Source organism: Mycobacterium sp. (genome assembly GCF_035697385.1).
Taxonomy (GTDB): Bacteria; Actinomycetota; Actinomycetes; order Mycobacteriales; family Mycobacteriaceae; genus Mycobacterium.
Map to the genome: position 1 here is coordinate 1 of NZ_DASSCY010000272.1, position 17,242 is coordinate 17,242.

The 17,242-nt window shown below is 64.1% G+C and carries 16 protein-coding genes; 15 read left to right on the forward strand and 1 reads right to left on the reverse strand.

Annotation, left to right across the window (positions count from 1 at the left end; all coding sequences use genetic code 11):
* Positions 1 to 473, reverse strand: a 473-nt coding sequence (locus VFH65_RS23010) for a sigma factor-like helix-turn-helix DNA-binding protein (RefSeq protein WP_353324542.1), incomplete at its 3' end; no start/stop codon positions are given.
* Positions 474 to 634: 161 nt separating this feature from the next.
* Here VFH65_RS23010 and eltD point away from each other — a divergent pair.
* The 15 genes from eltD to VFH65_RS23085 all read left to right on the forward strand — a co-directional run bounded on the left by eltD (position 635) and on the right by VFH65_RS23085 (position 17,060).
* On the forward strand, positions 635 to 1,723 hold the full coding sequence (gene eltD, locus VFH65_RS23015; protein ID WP_353324544.1) for an erythritol/L-threitol dehyrogenase: 1,089 nt from the start codon (positions 635 to 637) through the stop codon (positions 1,721 to 1,723).
* A 28-nt stretch (positions 1,724 to 1,751) separates the two neighbouring features.
* Positions 1,752 to 3,176, forward strand: a complete 1,425-nt coding sequence (locus tag VFH65_RS23020; RefSeq protein ID WP_353324545.1) for an extracellular solute-binding protein — start codon at positions 1,752 to 1,754, stop codon at positions 3,174 to 3,176.
* Positions 3,177 to 3,187: 11 nt separating this feature from the next.
* Entirely contained in the window at positions 3,188 to 4,141 is a 954-nt protein-coding gene (locus tag VFH65_RS23025) for a carbohydrate ABC transporter permease (RefSeq protein ID WP_353324546.1), read from the forward strand.
* 15 nt (positions 4,142 to 4,156) lie between these two features.
* Positions 4,157 to 5,026 carry a carbohydrate ABC transporter permease gene (locus VFH65_RS23030; RefSeq protein ID WP_353324602.1) on the forward strand — a complete coding sequence of 290 codons (870 nt, stop codon included), beginning with the start codon at positions 4,157 to 4,159 and terminating at the stop codon, positions 5,024 to 5,026.
* Entirely contained in the window at positions 5,026 to 6,153 is a 1,128-nt protein-coding gene (locus tag VFH65_RS23035; protein WP_353324548.1) for an ABC transporter ATP-binding protein, read from the forward strand. The genes VFH65_RS23030 and VFH65_RS23035 overlap by 1 nt, the downstream gene beginning before the upstream one ends.
* Positions 6,154 to 6,155: 2 nt before the next feature.
* Entirely contained in the window at positions 6,156 to 7,292 is a 1,137-nt protein-coding gene (locus VFH65_RS23040) for an ABC transporter ATP-binding protein (protein ID WP_353324550.1), read from the forward strand.
* Complete coding sequence (gene derK / locus VFH65_RS23045; protein WP_353324551.1) at positions 7,289 to 9,034, forward strand: D-erythrulose 4-kinase; 1,746 nt, start codon at positions 7,289 to 7,291, stop codon at positions 9,032 to 9,034. Before VFH65_RS23040 ends, derK begins: the two co-directional genes overlap by 4 nt.
* On the forward strand, positions 9,034 to 9,507 hold the full coding sequence (locus tag VFH65_RS23050; RefSeq protein WP_353324553.1) for a ribose-5-phosphate isomerase: 474 nt from the start codon (positions 9,034 to 9,036) through the stop codon (positions 9,505 to 9,507). Before derK ends, VFH65_RS23050 begins: the two co-directional genes overlap by 1 nt.
* Positions 9,508 to 9,509: 2 nt before the next feature.
* On the forward strand, positions 9,510 to 11,057 hold the full coding sequence (locus VFH65_RS23055; RefSeq protein ID WP_353324555.1) for a sugar ABC transporter ATP-binding protein: 1,548 nt from the start codon (positions 9,510 to 9,512) through the stop codon (positions 11,055 to 11,057).
* Positions 11,054 to 12,094 (forward strand): ABC transporter permease, encoded by a 1,041-nt coding sequence (locus tag VFH65_RS23060; RefSeq protein WP_353324556.1) that lies wholly within the window; start codon positions 11,054 to 11,056, stop codon positions 12,092 to 12,094. The genes VFH65_RS23055 and VFH65_RS23060 overlap by 4 nt, the downstream gene beginning before the upstream one ends.
* A 53-nt stretch (positions 12,095 to 12,147) precedes the next feature.
* Positions 12,148 to 13,197: a sugar ABC transporter xylitol/D-threitol-binding protein ThpA gene (thpA, locus tag VFH65_RS23065; RefSeq protein WP_353324558.1), complete on the forward strand. Its 1,050-nt coding sequence runs from the start codon at positions 12,148 to 12,150 to the stop codon at positions 13,195 to 13,197.
* Positions 13,198 to 13,205: 8 nt separating this feature from the next.
* Positions 13,206 to 13,970 (forward strand): SDR family oxidoreductase, encoded by a 765-nt coding sequence (locus VFH65_RS23070; protein ID WP_353324603.1) that lies wholly within the window; start codon positions 13,206 to 13,208, stop codon positions 13,968 to 13,970.
* A 188-nt stretch (positions 13,971 to 14,158) separates the two neighbouring features.
* On the forward strand, positions 14,159 to 14,398 hold the full coding sequence (locus VFH65_RS23075) for a hypothetical protein (RefSeq protein ID WP_353324559.1): 240 nt from the start codon (positions 14,159 to 14,161) through the stop codon (positions 14,396 to 14,398).
* Positions 14,399 to 14,882: 484 nt separating this feature from the next.
* Entirely contained in the window at positions 14,883 to 15,098 is a 216-nt protein-coding gene (locus VFH65_RS23080) for a hypothetical protein (protein ID WP_353324561.1), read from the forward strand.
* A 657-nt stretch (positions 15,099 to 15,755) separates the two neighbouring features.
* Complete coding sequence (locus VFH65_RS23085) at positions 15,756 to 17,060, forward strand: cytochrome P450 (RefSeq protein ID WP_353324562.1); 1,305 nt, start codon at positions 15,756 to 15,758, stop codon at positions 17,058 to 17,060.
* Positions 17,061 to 17,242 lie beyond the last annotated feature (182 nt).

Consider the following 17,242-nt stretch of genomic DNA (forward strand, 5'->3'; position numbering starts at 1 on the left):
ACAAGGTCGTACTGCGCGACCTCGTAAACGGTGCGCCCCGACGACACCAACAGAACGTCGCCAGGGAGTAGGCCGGCCGCCGACAACGCGCGACCGACGGCAGGTGCGAGGGCTCCGCCCATCACGTCGAGGACCGTCCGACCGGGTCCGGGATTCGGCAACGGATGGCTGAGGTACACGGTCGTCAGCGACAGGGCGCGCGTCAATCGGGCAGCGATATCGCCCGACGCGACCTCGGCAGGTGGCACTACCTCGATGCGCACAATGCCGCGCCGTTTGGCCTCCGCAAGCAGCCGGCTGACGGTTGCCCGGCTGGTGCTCAACTGGCCTGCCACCTCGGCCTGGGTCGCGTCCTCGCCGTAGTAGAGCTTTGCCGCCGCATACAGCAGCGAGGCTGAAAAATGGCCGGCGTCGGCGTCGGGCGCGGAGCCATCGACGTCGGCTGGATTGGCTGGCTGTGCGGGCCTGGGCACGTGACGAGTATGACACTGAACATCTGTTCGCGGCCAAATTTCTATGAACATTTGTTCTGGACATATGTGCATAGCCTGATTTAGTGTGACTGCAACCACACCGATATCGCGATGTGACCAGCCGGTGAGCAGCCGGGGCGCGAGAGCGAGAGGAGCCGCAGATGCCCGACCAGATTCCCGAGAAGATGCAGGCGGTCGTTTGTCATGGGCCGCACGACTACCGACTCGAGGAAGTGGCAGTGCCGCAGCGCCGGCCTGGCCAGGCTCTGGTCAAGGTCGAGGCCGTCGGCATCTGCGCCAGCGACCTGAAGTGCTATCACGGCGCGGCCAAGTTCTGGGGCGATGAAAGCCGCCCGGCGTGGGCGGAGACGATGGTGATCCCCGGTCACGAGTTCGTCGGGCGCGTGGTCGAACTCGACGACGTAGCCGCCGAGCGGTGGGGCATCGCGGTAGGGGATCGGGTGGTATCCGAGCAGATCGTCCCGTGCTGGGAGTGCCGGTTCTGTAAGCGAGGCCAGTACCACATGTGCCAGCCCCATGATCTGTACGGCTTCAAGCGGCGCACTCCGGGGGCAATGGCCAGCTATATGGTGTATCCGGCGGAAGCGTTGGTGCACAAGGTCTCTAGCGACATCGCACCGCACCACGCGGCCTTCGCCGAACCGTTGTCATGCTCGCTGCACGCTGTCGAGCGGGCGCAGATCACGTTCGAGGACACCGTCGTGGTGGCCGGCTGCGGACCGATCGGGCTGGGCATGGTCGCCGGCGCAAGGGCCAAGAGTCCGATGCACGTCATTGCGCTGGACATGGCACCCGAGAAACTGAAGCTCGCCGAGGCCTGCGGCGCCGACATCACGATCAACATCGCCGAGCAGGACGCCGTCGCCGTGATCAAGGACCTGACAGGTGGTTACGGCGCCGACGTCTATCTCGAGGGCACCGGCCATCCCTCGGCGGTTCCGCAGGGGCTCAACCTGTTACGCAAGCTTGGCCGGTACGTCGAGTACGGCGTTTTCGGTAGCGACGCCACCGTCGACTGGAGCATCATCAGCGACGACAAGGAACTCGATGTACTCGGCGCCCATCTGGGGCCGCACTGCTGGCCGGCCGCGATCAAGATGATCGAATCCGGCGTTCTGCCGATGGACAGCATCTGCACACACCAGTTGCCGCTGACCGAATTCCAGAAGGGCCTCGACCTGGTGGCCAGCGGTAAGGAATCGGTGAAGGTCTCCCTGATTCCTGCTTGATCCCGATAGTGCGAGCGAAGGGCCTCAAATGAGTCGAGAGCGATTCTCCGGGCAGCCGATGTCGCGGCGGAACATGTTGGCGGCGTTGGGACTTGCCGGGGCAGCCGCTGCCAGCGTTCCGATCCTGAGCTCCTGCGGCGTCGGTGGCAAGGCCAGCGCCCCGAACGGGGCCAACGAGGTCACCGGTGGCTTCGACTGGAAGAAGGCCTCCGGTACCACGATCAACGTGTTGCAGACCCCGCATCCCTACCAGAAGTCGTACCAACCCCTGCTTCGCGAGTTCACCGAACTCACCGGGATCAACGTCAACGTCGACCTGGTGCCCGAGGCCGACTACTTCACCAAGCTGAACACCGAACTGGCCGGCGGCACCGGAAAACACGACGCGTTCATGCTGGGCGCGTACTTCATCTGGCAGTACGGACCGGCCGGCTGGATCGAAGACCTCAACCCGTGGCTGCAGAACTCCGCTGCGACTGGGCCAGATTACGACTTCGAGGACATCTTCGAGGGGTTACGCACATCCACTCGTTGGGATTTCACCGCAGGCAACCCTCTTGGTAGCGGTGGACAATGGGCGATCCCATGGGGTTTCGAGAACAACGTGGTCGCCTACAACAAGGCCTACTTCGATCAGCGTGGCATCAAGAAGCTGCCGGATCGGTTCGACGACTTCATCCAGCTGGCGATCGATCTCACCGACCGCTCCGAAAACCGGTACGGCATCGCCACCCGCGGCTCCAAGTCGTGGGCGACGATCCACCCCGGCTTCATGACCCAGTATGTCCGCGAGGGCGCGGTGGATTACACGTTCAACGGGTCTGAACTCGTCGGCGAGATGGACAGCGACAAGGCGGTCGATTTCACCCGCAAGTGGATCGAGATGCAGCATAAGGCCGGCCCGACGTCGTGGACTGCCTACGAATATCCCAACGCCACAGGCGATCTTGGCGACGGTAAAGCGATGATGGTGTACGACGCCGACAGTGCCACCTATCCGAAGAACCAGCCCGGTGCCAGCGCAGAGGCTGGCAATCTCGGGTGGTACGCAGGCCCGGCCGGAGCCGACGGCAACTACAAGACCAACCTGTGGACCTGGAGCTGGGCGATGAACGCCAACTCCCGCAAGAAGCTCGCGGCATGGCTGTTCATCCAGTGGGCGACCGGCAAGGACTCGCTGAACAAGGCCGTCGAGGGCGGCACGTACGCCGACCCGGTCCGAAAGTCGGTGTTCGACACCACGTTCAAGCGGGTCGCAGCCAGCCAACCGGGCTACCTCGAAGCGTTCGAGACGGTGATCGGCTCGTCGAAGATCCAATTCACACCGCAGAAGAAGTTCTTCGACACCACCAAGGATTGGGCGGTCGCTCTGCAGGACATCTATGGCGGTGACGACGCGGCGTCACGCCTGCGAAGCCTGGCGAAGACAAATACCTCCAAGGTCAACCTGTAGGAGCCAGCCACATGACAACGCAGACACCCAAGGCACCGGTATCTACCGAAAAGCGCGCTGAGTCGACCGTCCGCTCGCTCCCACAAGTCCCGACCTGGCGCCGCAAGTTGCGGCCCTATCTCCTGTCCATCCCGGCATTGGTGATCGTCATCGGGATTCTGTATCCGTTTGTGGTTGGCGCGTACTACGCATTTCTCAACTACGCGGCGGTGAATCCCGATCCGCACTTCGTGTGGTTCGAGAACTTCACATCCGTTCTCGGAGACCAGATCTTCTGGCAGAGCGTGTCCATCACCGGGATCTTCGCCGTGGTGGCGACCGCCGTCGAGACCATGCTCGGTGTCGGACTTGCACTGTTGCTCAACCGCTCCAGCATCATCGGCAAGCTCTTCGAGCGAGTGCTGATCGTGCCGCTGATGATCGCACCGGTGATCGCCGGTGTGATCTGGAAGCTGATGTTCAACCCGCAGTTCGGCATCCTCAATCACGTCCTCGGGTTGGGCAGCACTTTCGACTGGCTGTCAGGCACCACCGCCCTTTGGTCGGTCATCCTGGTCGATGTCTGGATCTTCACGCCGTTCGTCGCGATTCTGGTGCTCGCAGGTATCCGGTCACTGCCCAAGGAACCGTTCGAGGCGTCCGAGGTCGACGGCGCGAGTTGGTTCTACATGTTCCGCAAGCTGATGCTGCCGATGTTGTGGCCGTACATCCTGGTTGCCGTCATCTTCCGGTTCATGGACAACCTCAAGGTGTTCGACCACATCTACGTCCTCACCGCCGGCGGCCCGGGCGTGGCCACCAGAACGCTGCAGATCGGCGCTTTCGAGGACTCGATCATCAACCTCGACTACTCCCGCGGCAGCACCTACATGTTGCTGCTCTGGATCATCGTCTTCATCACCGCGCGCTACCTGGTGAGCGTGCTCGGAAAAGCGCAGCGCCGCGCTGCCGGAGCGGAGTCGTAAATCATGGCACTGAAAATGACCAACCGCGAACAACTTCCGGGGCAGAGGCGGTTCTCCGTCGGGTCGGTGACCGCAGACGTCGGGCTGATCTTTTGGTTCGTCTTCTCCTTGTTCCCGATCGTCTGGATGGTGCTGCTCGCACTGAAGAACGCCGAGCAACAGACCACGACGTACTTTCAGTTCAGCCCCACCTGGTCGAACTTTGCGACGGTGCTGTCCAGCAAGGGCACCGAGATGACGAGCGTCGACTTCAAGGCGTCGCTGCTGACCAGTCTGATCAACTGCGGTGGCGCGGTGATCGTCTCGCTTGTGATCGGCATCCCCGCGGCATACGCCGCCGGACGATGGCAGTACCGGGGCAGCAACGACCTGATGTTCCAGATGCTGTCGTTCCGGTTCGCGCCCGAGCTGATGGTGATCGTCCCGTTGTTCGTGATCTACAACCAGATTGGGCTGTTCGACACCAAGGTCGGCATGATCTGGGTGTTGCAGCTTGTCACGATGCCGCTGGTGGTCTGGATCCTTCGGTCGTATTTCCAGGATCTTCCGGAAGATCTCGAGCAGGCCGCGCTGCTTGACGGCTACACCCGCAAGCGCGCGTTCTTGATGGTCGCGCTGCCGATCGTGCGGCCGGGTATCGCCGCCGCGGCCCTGCTGGCCTTCATCTTCGCCTGGAACAACTACGTGTTCCCGCTGATCCTTGCCGATACCAATGCCGGCACGGTGACGGTGGCCATCACGAAGTTCCTTGGTGGCGGCGGTCAGGCGTACTACAACCTCACCGCCGCGGCGGCGATCATAGCCGCGCTTCCGCCCCTGATCCTGGCGCTGACCATTCAGCGCTACCTGGTACGGGGCCTGTCATTTGGGGCGGTGAAGGCCTGATGGCTACGGTCACGATTTCGGACCTGCACAAGACGTTCGGCACGACTTCCAAAAAGATCCGAGCCGTCGACGGAATCTCGGTCGACATCGCCGACGGTGAATTCTTCGTCATCCTCGGTCCCAGCGGCGCAGGCAAGACCACGACGCTGAAGTCGATCGCCGGCCTGATCGACATCGACGGCGGATCGGTGAGCATCGGCGGCAACGACGTCACCAACGTCGAGCCCTACCACCGCAACGTCGCGATGGCGTTCGAGAGTTACGCGCTCTACCCGCAGAAGACGGTGAGCGAGAACCTGGCGTCGCCGCTGAAATCCGGCCGCACCGGTAACTACTCGGAGCAACAACGTGCCGAGCGCATCGATCAGGTCACCACCACGCTGGGAATCAACCAGCTGCTCAAGCGATTTCCGCGCGAGCTGTCGAACGGGCAGCGGCAGCGAGTGGCGCTGGGCCGGGTCCTTGTCAGACCCGCCGACATCTACCTGCTCGACGAACCGCTCAGCCACCTCGATGCAAAGCTGCGGGCGGCGATGCGGGCCGAACTCAAACAACTCGGCGCGATGTCGAACACCACCACCCTCTACGTCACACATGACTACCAGGAGGCACTAGCGCTCGGTGACCGCATCGCCGTCATGCGGGAGGGCAGATTGATCCAGATCGGAACGCCGCAGGAGATCTGGCGGCGGCCCGCCGACACCTTCGTTGCTCGCGCGCTCGGCCAACCGGAGATCAACATCCTCGACGGCGTCGTCGATGACGGCAGGATCCGGCTCGGCGACGGCACGTTCGACGTCGCAATCCCTACGGGCACGCCGTGCGGGCGCGGCGACCTGGTGCGAGTGGGTCTGCGGCCCTGCGATATTCACGTCGTAGGTGCTCACACCAACGGGTCGGGGATGCGCGGCAGGGTGGTTCTGGCCGAACGCCTTGGCCGCAACGTGGAGCTCACCGTCGACGTCGGTGGTGCTCAACTGATCGTGCTGGCTTCGGGGCGCGAAGGCGTCGAGGAGGGCGCGCAGATCGTAATGACGATCGCGGATTCCGACATCCACGTCTTCGCCGCAGGCGACGGTGACACCCCACGGCTTGATCGCGAGTCCGCATTGGAGGCAGCACAGTGAGCATGACGACGACTCGTTCACGCAGCCATCGCTCGAACGGTGCACCCCAGACCGCACAGAGCCTCACCCTGACCAACCTGGTCAAGGTGTACCACGGCAGGGAAGACGTGCCCGCGGTCAACGGCATTGACCTGTCGATCAACGCGGGCGAACTGGTGGCCCTGTTGGGCCCGTCCGGCTGCGGCAAGACCACCACGTTGCGAATGATCGCCGGATTGGAAACGGTGACAAGCGGTTCCATCCGCATCGGTGACCGGGAGATCTCTGCCCTGCCTGCGGCCAAGCGGGGCATCGGCGTCGGTTTCGAAAGCTATGCGCTCTACCCACCGATGTCCGTTCGCGAGAACCTGCTGTACGGCCTGAAGGCACGCAAGGTCAAGGGCGCCGAGCAGATGGTGGCGTCGCTGAGCCGCCGGCTGGAAATGGACGACATGCTGGAACTGCGGCCTGCCGGATTGTCCAGCGGCCAGAAGCAACGGGTGGCACTGGCCCGCGCACTGGTGCGCAATCCGCCGGTGCTCCTGCTAGACGAACCGCTCAGCCACCTCGACGCGTCGGCACGTCAGCGGGTACGTCGTGAACTCAAGGTCCTGCAGCGCGAATTCGGCTACACCACGATCGTCGTCACGCACGACCAGGTCGAGGCATTGTCGCTGGCCGACCGGCTCGCGGTGATGGACGCCGGTGTCGTGCAGCAGTTCGGCACCCCTGACGAGGTGTTCGACGACCCGGCCAACCTGTTCGTCGCGCAGTTCGTCGGGGAACCTCAGATAAACATCCTGCGCGGTGTGGCGAGGGTCGAGGCCGGCCGTGTGCGGGTCGAGATCGGTTCCAATGCAGGGAGTCTGGACACCGTCGTCACCAATGTGCCCGACGGAACGCGTGTCAACGTCGGCATCCGGCCGCAGGATTGCGCGATCACCGTCGATCCCTCAAAAGGCATCACCACGACCGTCGCGTACTTCGAGCACCTGCTCGAGTTCGGCTTGGCGACCAGCACTGCCGCCGGTGTCGAGGAAGGCATCGTCGTGCAGACCCCGGCCGCCGACAGTTACGAACCGGAGCAGCGGGTGGTGGTGACGGCTGCGCCCGAGCGGGTGTACCTGTTCGACGTCGAATCGGGGCAACGGCTCCGATGACCAAGCTGTTCAACGATCCCGCGCGGTTCACGGAGGACATGCTCGCCGGCTTCCTCGACGCCAACGCCGCCTACGTGACCGGTGTGCCCGGCGGCGTGGTGCGCGTGCACAAGACCCCACCCGGCAAGGTCGCCGTGGTGATCGGCGGCGGGTCCGGGCATTACCCGGCGTTCTGCGGAACCGTCGGTCCCGGATTCGCCGACGGCGCCGTCGTCGGCAACATCTTCACGTCACCCTCGGCGGAGGAGGCCGCCTCCGTGGCTCGGGCGGCACACAGCGATGCCGGGGCGCTCCTGACGACCGGAAACTACGCGGGCGACGTGATGAACTTCGGTCTGGCGGTCACCCAACTGCGCAGCGAGGGCATCGATGCACGCTACTTCGCCGTCACCGACGACGTCGCCAGCGCCCCGAAGGGCGAGGAAGCGAAAAGGCGTGGCATTGCTGGTGATTTCACGGTCTTCAAGTGCGCCAGCGCCGCTGCCGAGGACGGGCTGGACCTCGCCGGGGTGGCGCGGGTGGCCGAAGCGGCCAACACCGCGACCCGCACACTCGGGGTGGCATTCGACGGTTGCACGCTGCCCGGCGCCGACCAGCCCCTGTTCACAGTGCCCGAAGGCGTGATGGGCGTCGGTCTCGGCATCCACGGAGAACCCGGTGTGGCCGAGGAGAAGATGCCGACCGCGGCGGGTCTTGCCGCAACGCTGGTCGATGGAGTGCTCGGCGACCGTCCGGATACGCCGTCACAACGAATCGCGGTGATCCTGAACGGACTTGGCCGCACCAAGTACGAAGAACTGTTCGTCGTGTGGGGTGAGGTGGCGCGGCTGCTGCGCAACGCGGGCTACGAAATCGTGGAGCCCGAAGTGGGCGAGCTCGTCACCAGCCTGGACATGGCCGGCTGCTCGCTGACTGTGATGTGGCTGGACGACGAGCTTGAAAGATATTGGGCCGCACCGGCAGACACCCCGGCATATCGTAAGGGCGCCATCTCGGCCAGTCGGCAGACCGGTGAGAAGCGCGTGCATGCGCAGACCGAGACCGTCACGGCCGCACCGCATCCGGCGCAGCTTGCCGATGAGGACGGCCGCAGCGGCGGCAGGCTCGTCGCCCGCGCGTTGGAATCGATGGCGGCGATGCTGGCCGACGCCGAAGAGGAACTCGGCCGCATCGACGCGATCGCCGGGGACGGCGACCACGGTCGCGGGATGGTGAAAGGTTCGTCCGCCGCTTACAGGGCCGCCGCTGAGGCGGCCGATCAGGGCGCGGGTCAGGGCTCGGTGCTGACCGCGGCAGGCAAGGAGTGGGCAGCCAAGGCAGGCGGCACATCTGGCGTCCTGTGGGGCGTGTTGCTCAACGCCCTCGGCGCCCGGCTCGGAGACACCGGCCGGCCGGACGCAGCCACCATCGCCGCGGCCATGCGCGACGGATACGACGCGCTGATCCGGCTCGGCGGAGCGGCCCCCGGTGACAAGACGATGCTGGACGCCTTGCTTCCTTTCGTCGAGGAACTCGAACGCAGGGTGGCCGACGGCGAACCGTGGCAACAGGCGTGGCGGTCGGCCGCCGACGTCGCCGTGGACGCGGCACGCTCGACGGCGGACCTGCGTCCCAAGGTCGGGCGGGCCCGGCCGCTCGCCGAGCGCAGCGTCGGTACACCAGACGCCGGCGCGACGTCGCTGGCGATGTGCATGCGCACCGTCGCCGACTGCTTCACGCTCACCACACAAGGAGATACCTGATGGCCTTGCGGATAGTCGTCGGTTCTGACGACGCCGGCTACGAGTACAAGGAGGCCCTGAAGGGGGATCTGGCCGCAGACCCCAGAGTCGCCGAACTCACCGATGTCGGCGTCGGTGCCGACGAGAACACCGCCTATCCGCACGTCGCGGTGGCGGCCGCTCGTCTGGTGATCGAAGGCAAGGCCGATCGGGCACTTCTGGTGTGCGGCACGGGCCTTGGGGTGGCGATCAGCGCCAATAAGGTGCCGGGTATCCGCGCGGTCACCGCCCACGACAGCTTCTCGGTGGAGCGCTCGGTGCTGTCCAACAACGCTCAAGTGCTGTGCTTCGGGCAGCGGGTGATCGGGCTCGAACTGGCCAGGCGGCTGGCCCGCGAATGGCTGAACTACGAGTTCGATCCGCAAAGCGCGTCTGCAGGCAAGGTCGAGGCGATCGGAAACTACGAGCCGGCCACGCATTCCACCGCAAAATGACGATGGCCGAGACACTGCTCGAATGCTCCGGCATCTCAAAGAGTTTCGGCGGTGTGCCGATACTCAACGCCGTCACCTTGCGCCTCGAACCAGGAACGGTGACCGCGCTGGCCGGTGAGAACGGCGCTGGCAAGTCCACGTTGATGAAGATCATCAGCGGGCAGTACAGCGCCGACGACGGCACCGTATCGGTGCGCGACAGCATTCTGACACCTGGGAATCCACGCGACGCGGTCCGTCACGGGGTGGCCATCGTCCCACAGGAGCTAGCCTCCATCGAGGACATGACGGTCTATGAAAACCTGTTCGTGGGACGGGAACTGCGCCGGGGACCGTTTTTGAACCGGCGTGCGATGATCGCCGAGGCCAGGCAGACGCTGGGGCTGTTCGACGTCGCCATCTCGCCGACCGCGCGAATGGGCAGCCTGCCCGTCGGGCTTCGACAGATCGTCGAGATCGTCAAGGCCGCCCGCACCGGCGCCCGCGTCATGATGCTCGACGAGCCGACGTCGGCGATCTCCGAACGAGAGGTCGAGGGTCTCTACCGCATCGTGCGCCGCCTGCGTGACCAGGGCGTGGCGATGGTGTACACCACGCACAAGATGGCCGAGATCCGCGCCATCGCCGACCGCGTACTGGTGCTTCGCGACGGCGGACTGATCCTGGACAGTCCGATCGCCGAGGTGTCTGACGACGAGATCGTGACCGCGATGATCGGCCGCGAACTCGACGCGCTGTTCCCACAGCGCCCGCAGCCCGGCACTGACACCGTCCTCGAGGTGCGTGACCTACAGGTCGCCGGCGCCTCCGGCCCAGTGTCGTTCTTGGTGCGTGCCGGCGAGATCGTGGGGCTGGCCGGGCTTGTCGGCGCGGGCCGAACCGAACTGCTCGAGGCGATTTTCGGCGCGCGGCGCAGCACTGCCGGATCGGTGCTGGTGCACGGCAGGCCGGTCAAGCGCAACCAGCCTGCCGCCGCGATAACCGCAGGCATGGCGATGGTGCCTGAGGATCGCAAAGTCAACGGAGTTGTCTTGTCGATGAGCGTCCTCGACAACGGCTCGCTGCCGCGCCTGTCGTCGTTCTCCCTTGCCGGATGGCTGCGCGGAAAGGCCCGCAGCACAGCGGTTTCGGATGTGATGTCAGCGGTGCGCCTGCGCAGCAGCGGGCTCGGCCAGGAAGTCGGCACGCTCTCCGGTGGCAACCAGCAGAAGGTGGTGCTGGCGCGGTGGCTGACCGGTGACGTCAAAGTACTGCTCCTCGACGAACCAACCCGTGGAGTCGACGTCGGTGCCCGCAGCGAGATCTACCGCATCATCACCGAATTCGCCGCGAACGGCATGGCGGTGGTGATGGCGTCGTCGGACATGCCCGAGGTTGTCGGGCTGTCGCATCGCGCGTTCGTCATGCGCGCCGGCGTGCTGGTCGGCGAACTCGACCGCGACGCGCTGGACCACCCTGCGGTCCAGGAATCCGTCTTCCGGCTGGCCACCGCCCTGGATGCCACATCAACCCGCGTGCCGGCCGACACAGATCAGGAGGCTGCATCGTGACCACCCAGCTCGACGGCGAAGAGACCGCGTCCGCGCGGACTCGCAACGTGGCGTCGCCGGCAACAGGCGAGCCGGTGCGGCTGTTCTCCCGCGAGTGGTTCGCCGGCTTGGCGCTGCGCTACGCGATGGTGCTGGTGATGCTGCTCGTCATCGCCTACTTCAGTTACCGCAGTGCGCGATTCGGCACCGTCGACAACCTCGTCACCATTCTGGTTGCGGCCGCACCGTTCGCGCTGATCGCGCTCGGGCAGACCTTGGTGATTCTTACAGGCGGCATCGACCTGTCGGTCGGCAGCGTCATCGCGGCGTCGGCGATGGCAGGGGCGGCCACCGCCAAGGCCAACCCCGGACAGGTGTGGCTGACCGTCCTTGTCGCCATGATGGTCGGCCTCGCGGTGGGCTGCATCAACGGAATCCTGGTGTCGCGCATCAACGTTCCGCCGTTCATCGCCACACTGGGCACACTGACCGCGGGGTCGGGTATCGCCTACGTGATCGGCGGCGGCGCACCGATCAACGGGCTGCCGGCCGAATTCGGGTCGATCGCCAACACCAAAATCCTCGGCCTGCAGATCCCGGTGCTGTTGATGATCGTCGGCATCATCGCGCTGGCTGTGGTGATGAAACGCACCACCTACGGCATGCGGGTCTACGCGGTCGGCGGCAACCGCAACGCCGCCGAGATCGCCGGCATCAACACCAAGAACATGCTGTTCAGTGTCTACGCCATCTCCGGCCTGCTGGCCGGCCTATCCGGGGTGATGCTCGCCTCCCGCGTCATCTCCGGACCGCCGAACCTCGGGCAGGGCTATGAACTCGACGCCATCGCCGCGGTGGTGATCGGCGGGGCCAGCCTGATGGGCGGGCGGGGCACCATCTGGGGCACCGCGCTGGGCCTGCTGATGATCCAGACCCTCAACAACGGCCTGGACATCCTCGTCGTCCCCGCCTACTGGCAGGACGTCATCAAGGGCGTGCTGATCGTGGCGGCAGTCGCCGTCGACGTCTGGTCGTCGCGCCGCCGAACGGGCACTTGAACTCCTCGAACCGTCAGAACCGCCGATTCCACACAGAGAAAGAGAACCATCACATGAAACTCGCAACCAAGATCGGCGCCGTCGCCGCGGTCGGCGCCCTCACTGTCGGCCTCACGGCTTGCGGCGCCGGTGACACCGAAGCCAACAACGGCACCACCCGAATCGGGGTGACTGTCTACGACATGAGCTCGTTCATCACCGCGGGCAAGGAGGGGATGGATGCCTACGCCAAGGACAACAACATCGAATTAGTATGGAACTCAGCCAATCTCGACGTGTCGACGCAGGCCAGCCAGGTCGACTCGATGATCAACCAGGGCGTCGACGCCATCATCGTCGTTCCGGTCCAGGCGGATTCGCTCGGACCGCAGGTGGCCGCCGCCAAGGACAAGGGCATCCCGCTGGTGCCCGTCAACGCCTCACTCAACAGCAAGGACGTCGCAGGCAACGTACAGCCGGATGACGTGGCGGCCGGCGCGCAAGAGATGCAGATGATGGCCGACCGGCTCGGCGGCCGCGGCAACATCGTGATTCTGCAGGGGCCGTTGGGGCAGTCGGGCGAACTCGATCGCAGCAAGGGCATCGAGCAGGTGCTGGCCAAGTACCCCGATATCAAGGTGCTGGCCAAGGACACCGCGAACTGGAAGCGCGACGAGGCCGTAAACAAGATGAAGAACTGGATCTCAGGCTTCGGACCACAGATCAACGGTGTCGTGGCGCAGAACGACGACATGGGCCTCGGCGCGCTGCAGGCGCTCAAGGAATCCGGCCGCACTGACGTACCTATCGTCGGAATCGACGGCATCGAAGACGGCCTCAACGCGGTCAAGAGCGGTGAATTCATCGGCACCTCACTGCAGAATGGCACCGTCGAACTGGCCGCCGGTCTCGCGGTCGCCAACCGGCTCGCCAAGGGCGAGCAGGTGAACACGGAGCCGGTCTACGTCATGCCTGCAATCACCAAGGACAACGTCGACGTCGCGATCCAGCACGTGGTGACCGAACGCCAGCAGTTCCTGGCCGGCCTGACCGAGCTGACCAACAAGAACCTCGAATCCGGTGACATCGCCTACGAGGGCATCCCGGGCCAGAGCCAGCCGTGACCTCGGAAATCTCAGCAGGCAGAGTCGATTTCGACTTCCGGCTGGACGGCAAGACCGCCCTTGTGACCGGTGGGGCCGCCGGCATCGGGGCGGCGATTGCCGCGGGCTACGCCACCAAGGGGGCCCGCATCGCGGTCGTCGACCTCAATGAGACCGCTGCGGCCAAGACGGCCAGTGGTCTGCCCACCGAAAGTCGCGGGTTCTATTGCGACGTCGCCGATCCCGATTCGGTGCGCGGCACCCTCGACGCGGTGCTGGACGTGTTCGGGCGGGTCGAAATCCTGGTGAACAGCGCAGGTGTGGTGCAGCTTGCTGCGGCCGAGGAGCTGTCGGTGAAGGCGTGGGACGCCACCATCGACGTGAATCTCAAGGGCACCTTTTTGATGTGTCAGGCGGTGGGCAGGTCGATGCTCGAGGCGGGCGGCGGGGTGATCGTGAATATGGCCTCGCAGGCCGCCTCCGTCGCGCTCGACCAGCATGTGGCCTACTGTGCGTCGAAGTTCGGTGTGGTGGGGGTGTCGAAGGTGCTGGCCGCCGAATGGGGCCCGCGCGGTGTGCGCGTCAACACCATCTCGCCGACGGTGGTGCTCACCGAACTCGGCCGCAAGGCGTGGGACGGCCCGCACGGCGAGGCGCTCAAAAAGCTGATCCCGACCGGACGGTTCGCCTATCCGGACGAGATCGCTGCGGCCGCAGTGTATTTGGCGTCCGACGCCGCAGCGATGGTCAACGGCGCTGATCTGGTCATCGACGGGGGCTACACCATCAAGTAGGGCGGGCGCCAGCGGCACAGTCATAGGGCCTTGAAGTCGCTCGCGGGCGGCGACACGTCTAGTTGGGTTATGCACGATTCTCATCTTCGTGGCGGATCCTCGAACCGTACGGTTGTGCATGGAGTTTGCCCCCGGAGAGGAACTGGGCAATGCAACACATCAGGCGCGAGCATGTTTACAACATTCAAATGGCTCTGTTGCGCAACTACGGTTACGTCGCTCGGCGGGTGGACGTAAGCGACAAAGGTGGTGCAGTGATCGAGGTGATCGACGACGCCGACCATGCCGTCGTGACCATCACGGTCTCTACGGATGGACTCGACTGGGTGATCACGGGGCGTAGGAACGAGCGGGTCCTGAGGCCACTGAGCACACCGCTGTCTGAACTCGCGGAAACGATTGTCGGCGAATTGGATAGACCAAACTAGGCCGGTTTCGCACGACACTCACGTACACGTTCGGCTGACCGGTCGAGGTTGCAGCAACGGTCGTTTGTGCCCGATACGAAATGCGCTACACAGTACATAGTGCTGTGCCGCAACAACTGTCAGCGGGCCGCCGGTGCGCCGCTTCGCAGTAACAATCCGGTGATGACGACGCTAGATCAACTACTCGTTCGCACCGGCCTAACGAGGCCGACCTCGACTAGAGCCGTGTAGACCGATAGCACGTCAGTTCCCGACAGCGACAACTTGAATCGGCCAGGAGTTCAGCGTGCCGCCAACCACTTTGGGGTCCGCTCGCGGATGTGCGCGACCTCAACAGCGAGACGTATTGAGAATCGACCCACTTGACCTGATGGTAAACAAGTATTAGGTGTCTGGCGCAGTCGCCGGAAAGGATGGCCGATCGCGATGACCTATCGGGTAGCGGAGTGGGGCACAGGCAAACGTGGGTCGGCATGCGTTGAGAATGATCATCGAACGCCCTGATCTCGACCTTGTCGGGTTGCGCGTGTACGACCCGGCCAAAGTCGGTGTTGAGGCAGGCGATTTCGTCGATATGGCATCCGTCGGCGTAACGGCGACTGACGACAGTGAGGCGATCCTCACACTGGACGCCGGCTGGCCGAAAAGCCCTTCGAGATCGCCATCGGCACTGTGGAAGTCGGGACTATCGCCGCGATGAAATTCCACCTCGAGGGCATCGTCAAAGGCCGCGTCGCCATACATCTGGAGTGGGTGTGGCGGCTGACCGACGATGTGGCTCACGATTGGCCTAAGGGCGAGGGCCTTTGGGTCCACGACATTGCCGGCGACCCGCACATCAGATCGAGGATCCAACCAGCGACAACCTTTGATTCAGGGCGGTCTGTGTCGCTGTTGGTGTCGACAACCGGTCTCAATTCGATTCCCACCGTGTGCGCGGCGGAGCCCGGGCTGCTGAACAATCTTCGATTGCCCGCCCACGGGGGCGGTTATCTAGCTTCCCGGCACCGGCGTAGGGGCCTGTTGTGGGCTGCGATCAAGAATTTGGTTTCGGCAGCGTCGACGTGGGGCCGCCATTCATTTGAAGCGGAATCGGCTGAGTGAGTTCGGGCCTTTGAGCTGGCAGAATGCCCGCGCACAGCGCCCAATGATCTCCGCGGTCAAATCATTGACGCAACGCGCGTGCGCCCTCTAAGGTTGAAAAAACCAAAGGTTTGTATTCCTGGGTGGCTACTGTCGTCAACGAGCGGCATAGGCCGACGGACGAACCGCTGGTGAGTTTGGCACTGGCGGCAACTGCCGTCCGGAGAATCGCATCCGTACGTCGGGTGGCGCGAGGGCGAGAAGAAGGGGCACAGTGACGGGCTACGACGGAATCGACTACTTCACCGATGAAGGGATTCGAACCGACCCCTATCCCTTTTTCGATCTTCTGCGCGAGAGGAGCCCGATCCTGCCGGGCGCCGTTCCCGGCGTGACCGTCATCACCGGGTACCAGGAAGCGTTGAGCGCCTACAAGAGCCCGGCACTGTCAGCCTGTAATTCCGTGGTGGGGCCGTTTGCTCCGTTGCCCTTCGAACCCGAGGGCGACGACATCAGCGAGCAACTGGAGGAATTTCGCGGCCAAATCCCGTTGGCTGACCACATAACCAACATGGATGCCCCCGAACACACCCGATCCCGCGGGTTGTTGAGCAGGCTGATCACTCCTAAACGCCTCAGCGAGAACGAGGAGTTCATGTGGCGCCTCGCTGACGAGCGGCTCGATCTCGTCGTCGAAGCGGGAAAGTGCGAGTTTGTCGGGGAATTCGCGAAGCCCTTCACACTCTTGGTGATCGCCGACCTCCTCGGGGTACCGGTTGAGGACCATGCGTCGCTTTGCGCATCGCTGGAACCGGGCTTGGTCGAAGGGATCTCGGACGACACGATGCATAATCCGCTGATGTGGATCGAGTCAACGTTTGCCGACTACATCCGACACCGTCGAGAAGTACCTCAAAACGATGTGCTTTCACAGCTCGCGGCGGCCAAGTACCCCGAGGGCGACACGCCCGCTGTCGATGACGTGGTGAAGCTGGCAACTCTTGTGTTCGCCGCTGGGCTGGAAACCACGACCAAATTGTTGAGCGCGGCGATCCGCAATCTTGCAGAGGACAAGGACCTGCAGGACCGGGTCCGAGCAAATCGCTCACTTATTCCGAACTTCCTTGAGGAAACACTGCGGCTGGAGAGCCCCGTAAAGACTCACTTCCGCCTGGCCCGCCAGTCGACAGAGATCGGCGGGTGCCCGATCAAGGCGGGCACGACGCTCATGCTGCTGCCAGGAGCGAGCAACAGAGACGGGCGGAAGTTCGAGGATCCGAGCACTTGTAAACTCGACCGGCCCAACGTCCGTGAGCATCTTGCATTCGGACGCGGCGCCCATAGCTGTCCAGGTGCCCCGTTGGCTCGGGCCGAGGCGAAGATCGCGCTGAACCGAATCCTCGATCGCATGCATGACATCTCCGTCGACGATGCGCGTCACGGCCCGGCAGAATCTCGCGCATACTCCTACGAAATGCCATTCGTGTTGCGAGGGATAGCTGAGCTGTTCATCACGTATGTCCCGGTCGACGACACCGCCGAGAACCGCCGTCCAGCCCAATCGCAAGCTAGCCCCTAAGCCTGGCGCCTAGCACGGCAGCCGTCCGTTGCCCGCCGAATGTCTTCGTGATGTACAAACGTCTCATGAATGTTGGCGACCGAATCGAGCCATTTGAACGGCGAATGGTTAGGCGGCCCAGCGGAAAGCCGTGTCAACATCGCTCGCCAGTCGGTTGAAGCGCGGATGTCGGCTTCAATCCG

Coding starts and splice junctions, on each gene's coding strand:
- eltD (WP_353324544.1), top strand. CDS start 635: ATGCCCGACCAGATTCCCGAGAAGATGCAGGCGGTCGTTTGTCATGGG.
- VFH65_RS23020 (WP_353324545.1), top strand. CDS start 1,752: ATGAGTCGAGAGCGATTCTCCGGGCAGCCGATGTCGCGGCGGAACATG.
- VFH65_RS23025 (WP_353324546.1), top strand. CDS start 3,188: ATGACAACGCAGACACCCAAGGCACCGGTATCTACCGAAAAGCGCGCT.
- VFH65_RS23030 (WP_353324602.1), top strand. CDS start 4,157: ATGACCAACCGCGAACAACTTCCGGGGCAGAGGCGGTTCTCCGTCGGG.
- VFH65_RS23035 (WP_353324548.1), top strand. CDS start 5,026: ATGGCTACGGTCACGATTTCGGACCTGCACAAGACGTTCGGCACGACT.
- VFH65_RS23040 (WP_353324550.1), top strand. CDS start 6,156: ATGACGACGACTCGTTCACGCAGCCATCGCTCGAACGGTGCACCCCAG.
- derK (WP_353324551.1), top strand. CDS start 7,289: ATGACCAAGCTGTTCAACGATCCCGCGCGGTTCACGGAGGACATGCTC.
- VFH65_RS23050 (WP_353324553.1), top strand. CDS start 9,034: ATGGCCTTGCGGATAGTCGTCGGTTCTGACGACGCCGGCTACGAGTAC.
- VFH65_RS23055 (WP_353324555.1), top strand. CDS start 9,510: ATGGCCGAGACACTGCTCGAATGCTCCGGCATCTCAAAGAGTTTCGGC.
- thpA (WP_353324558.1), top strand. CDS start 12,148: ATGAAACTCGCAACCAAGATCGGCGCCGTCGCCGCGGTCGGCGCCCTC.
- VFH65_RS23075 (WP_353324559.1), top strand. CDS start 14,159: ATGGCTCTGTTGCGCAACTACGGTTACGTCGCTCGGCGGGTGGACGTA.
- VFH65_RS23080 (WP_353324561.1), top strand. CDS start 14,883: ATGATCATCGAACGCCCTGATCTCGACCTTGTCGGGTTGCGCGTGTAC.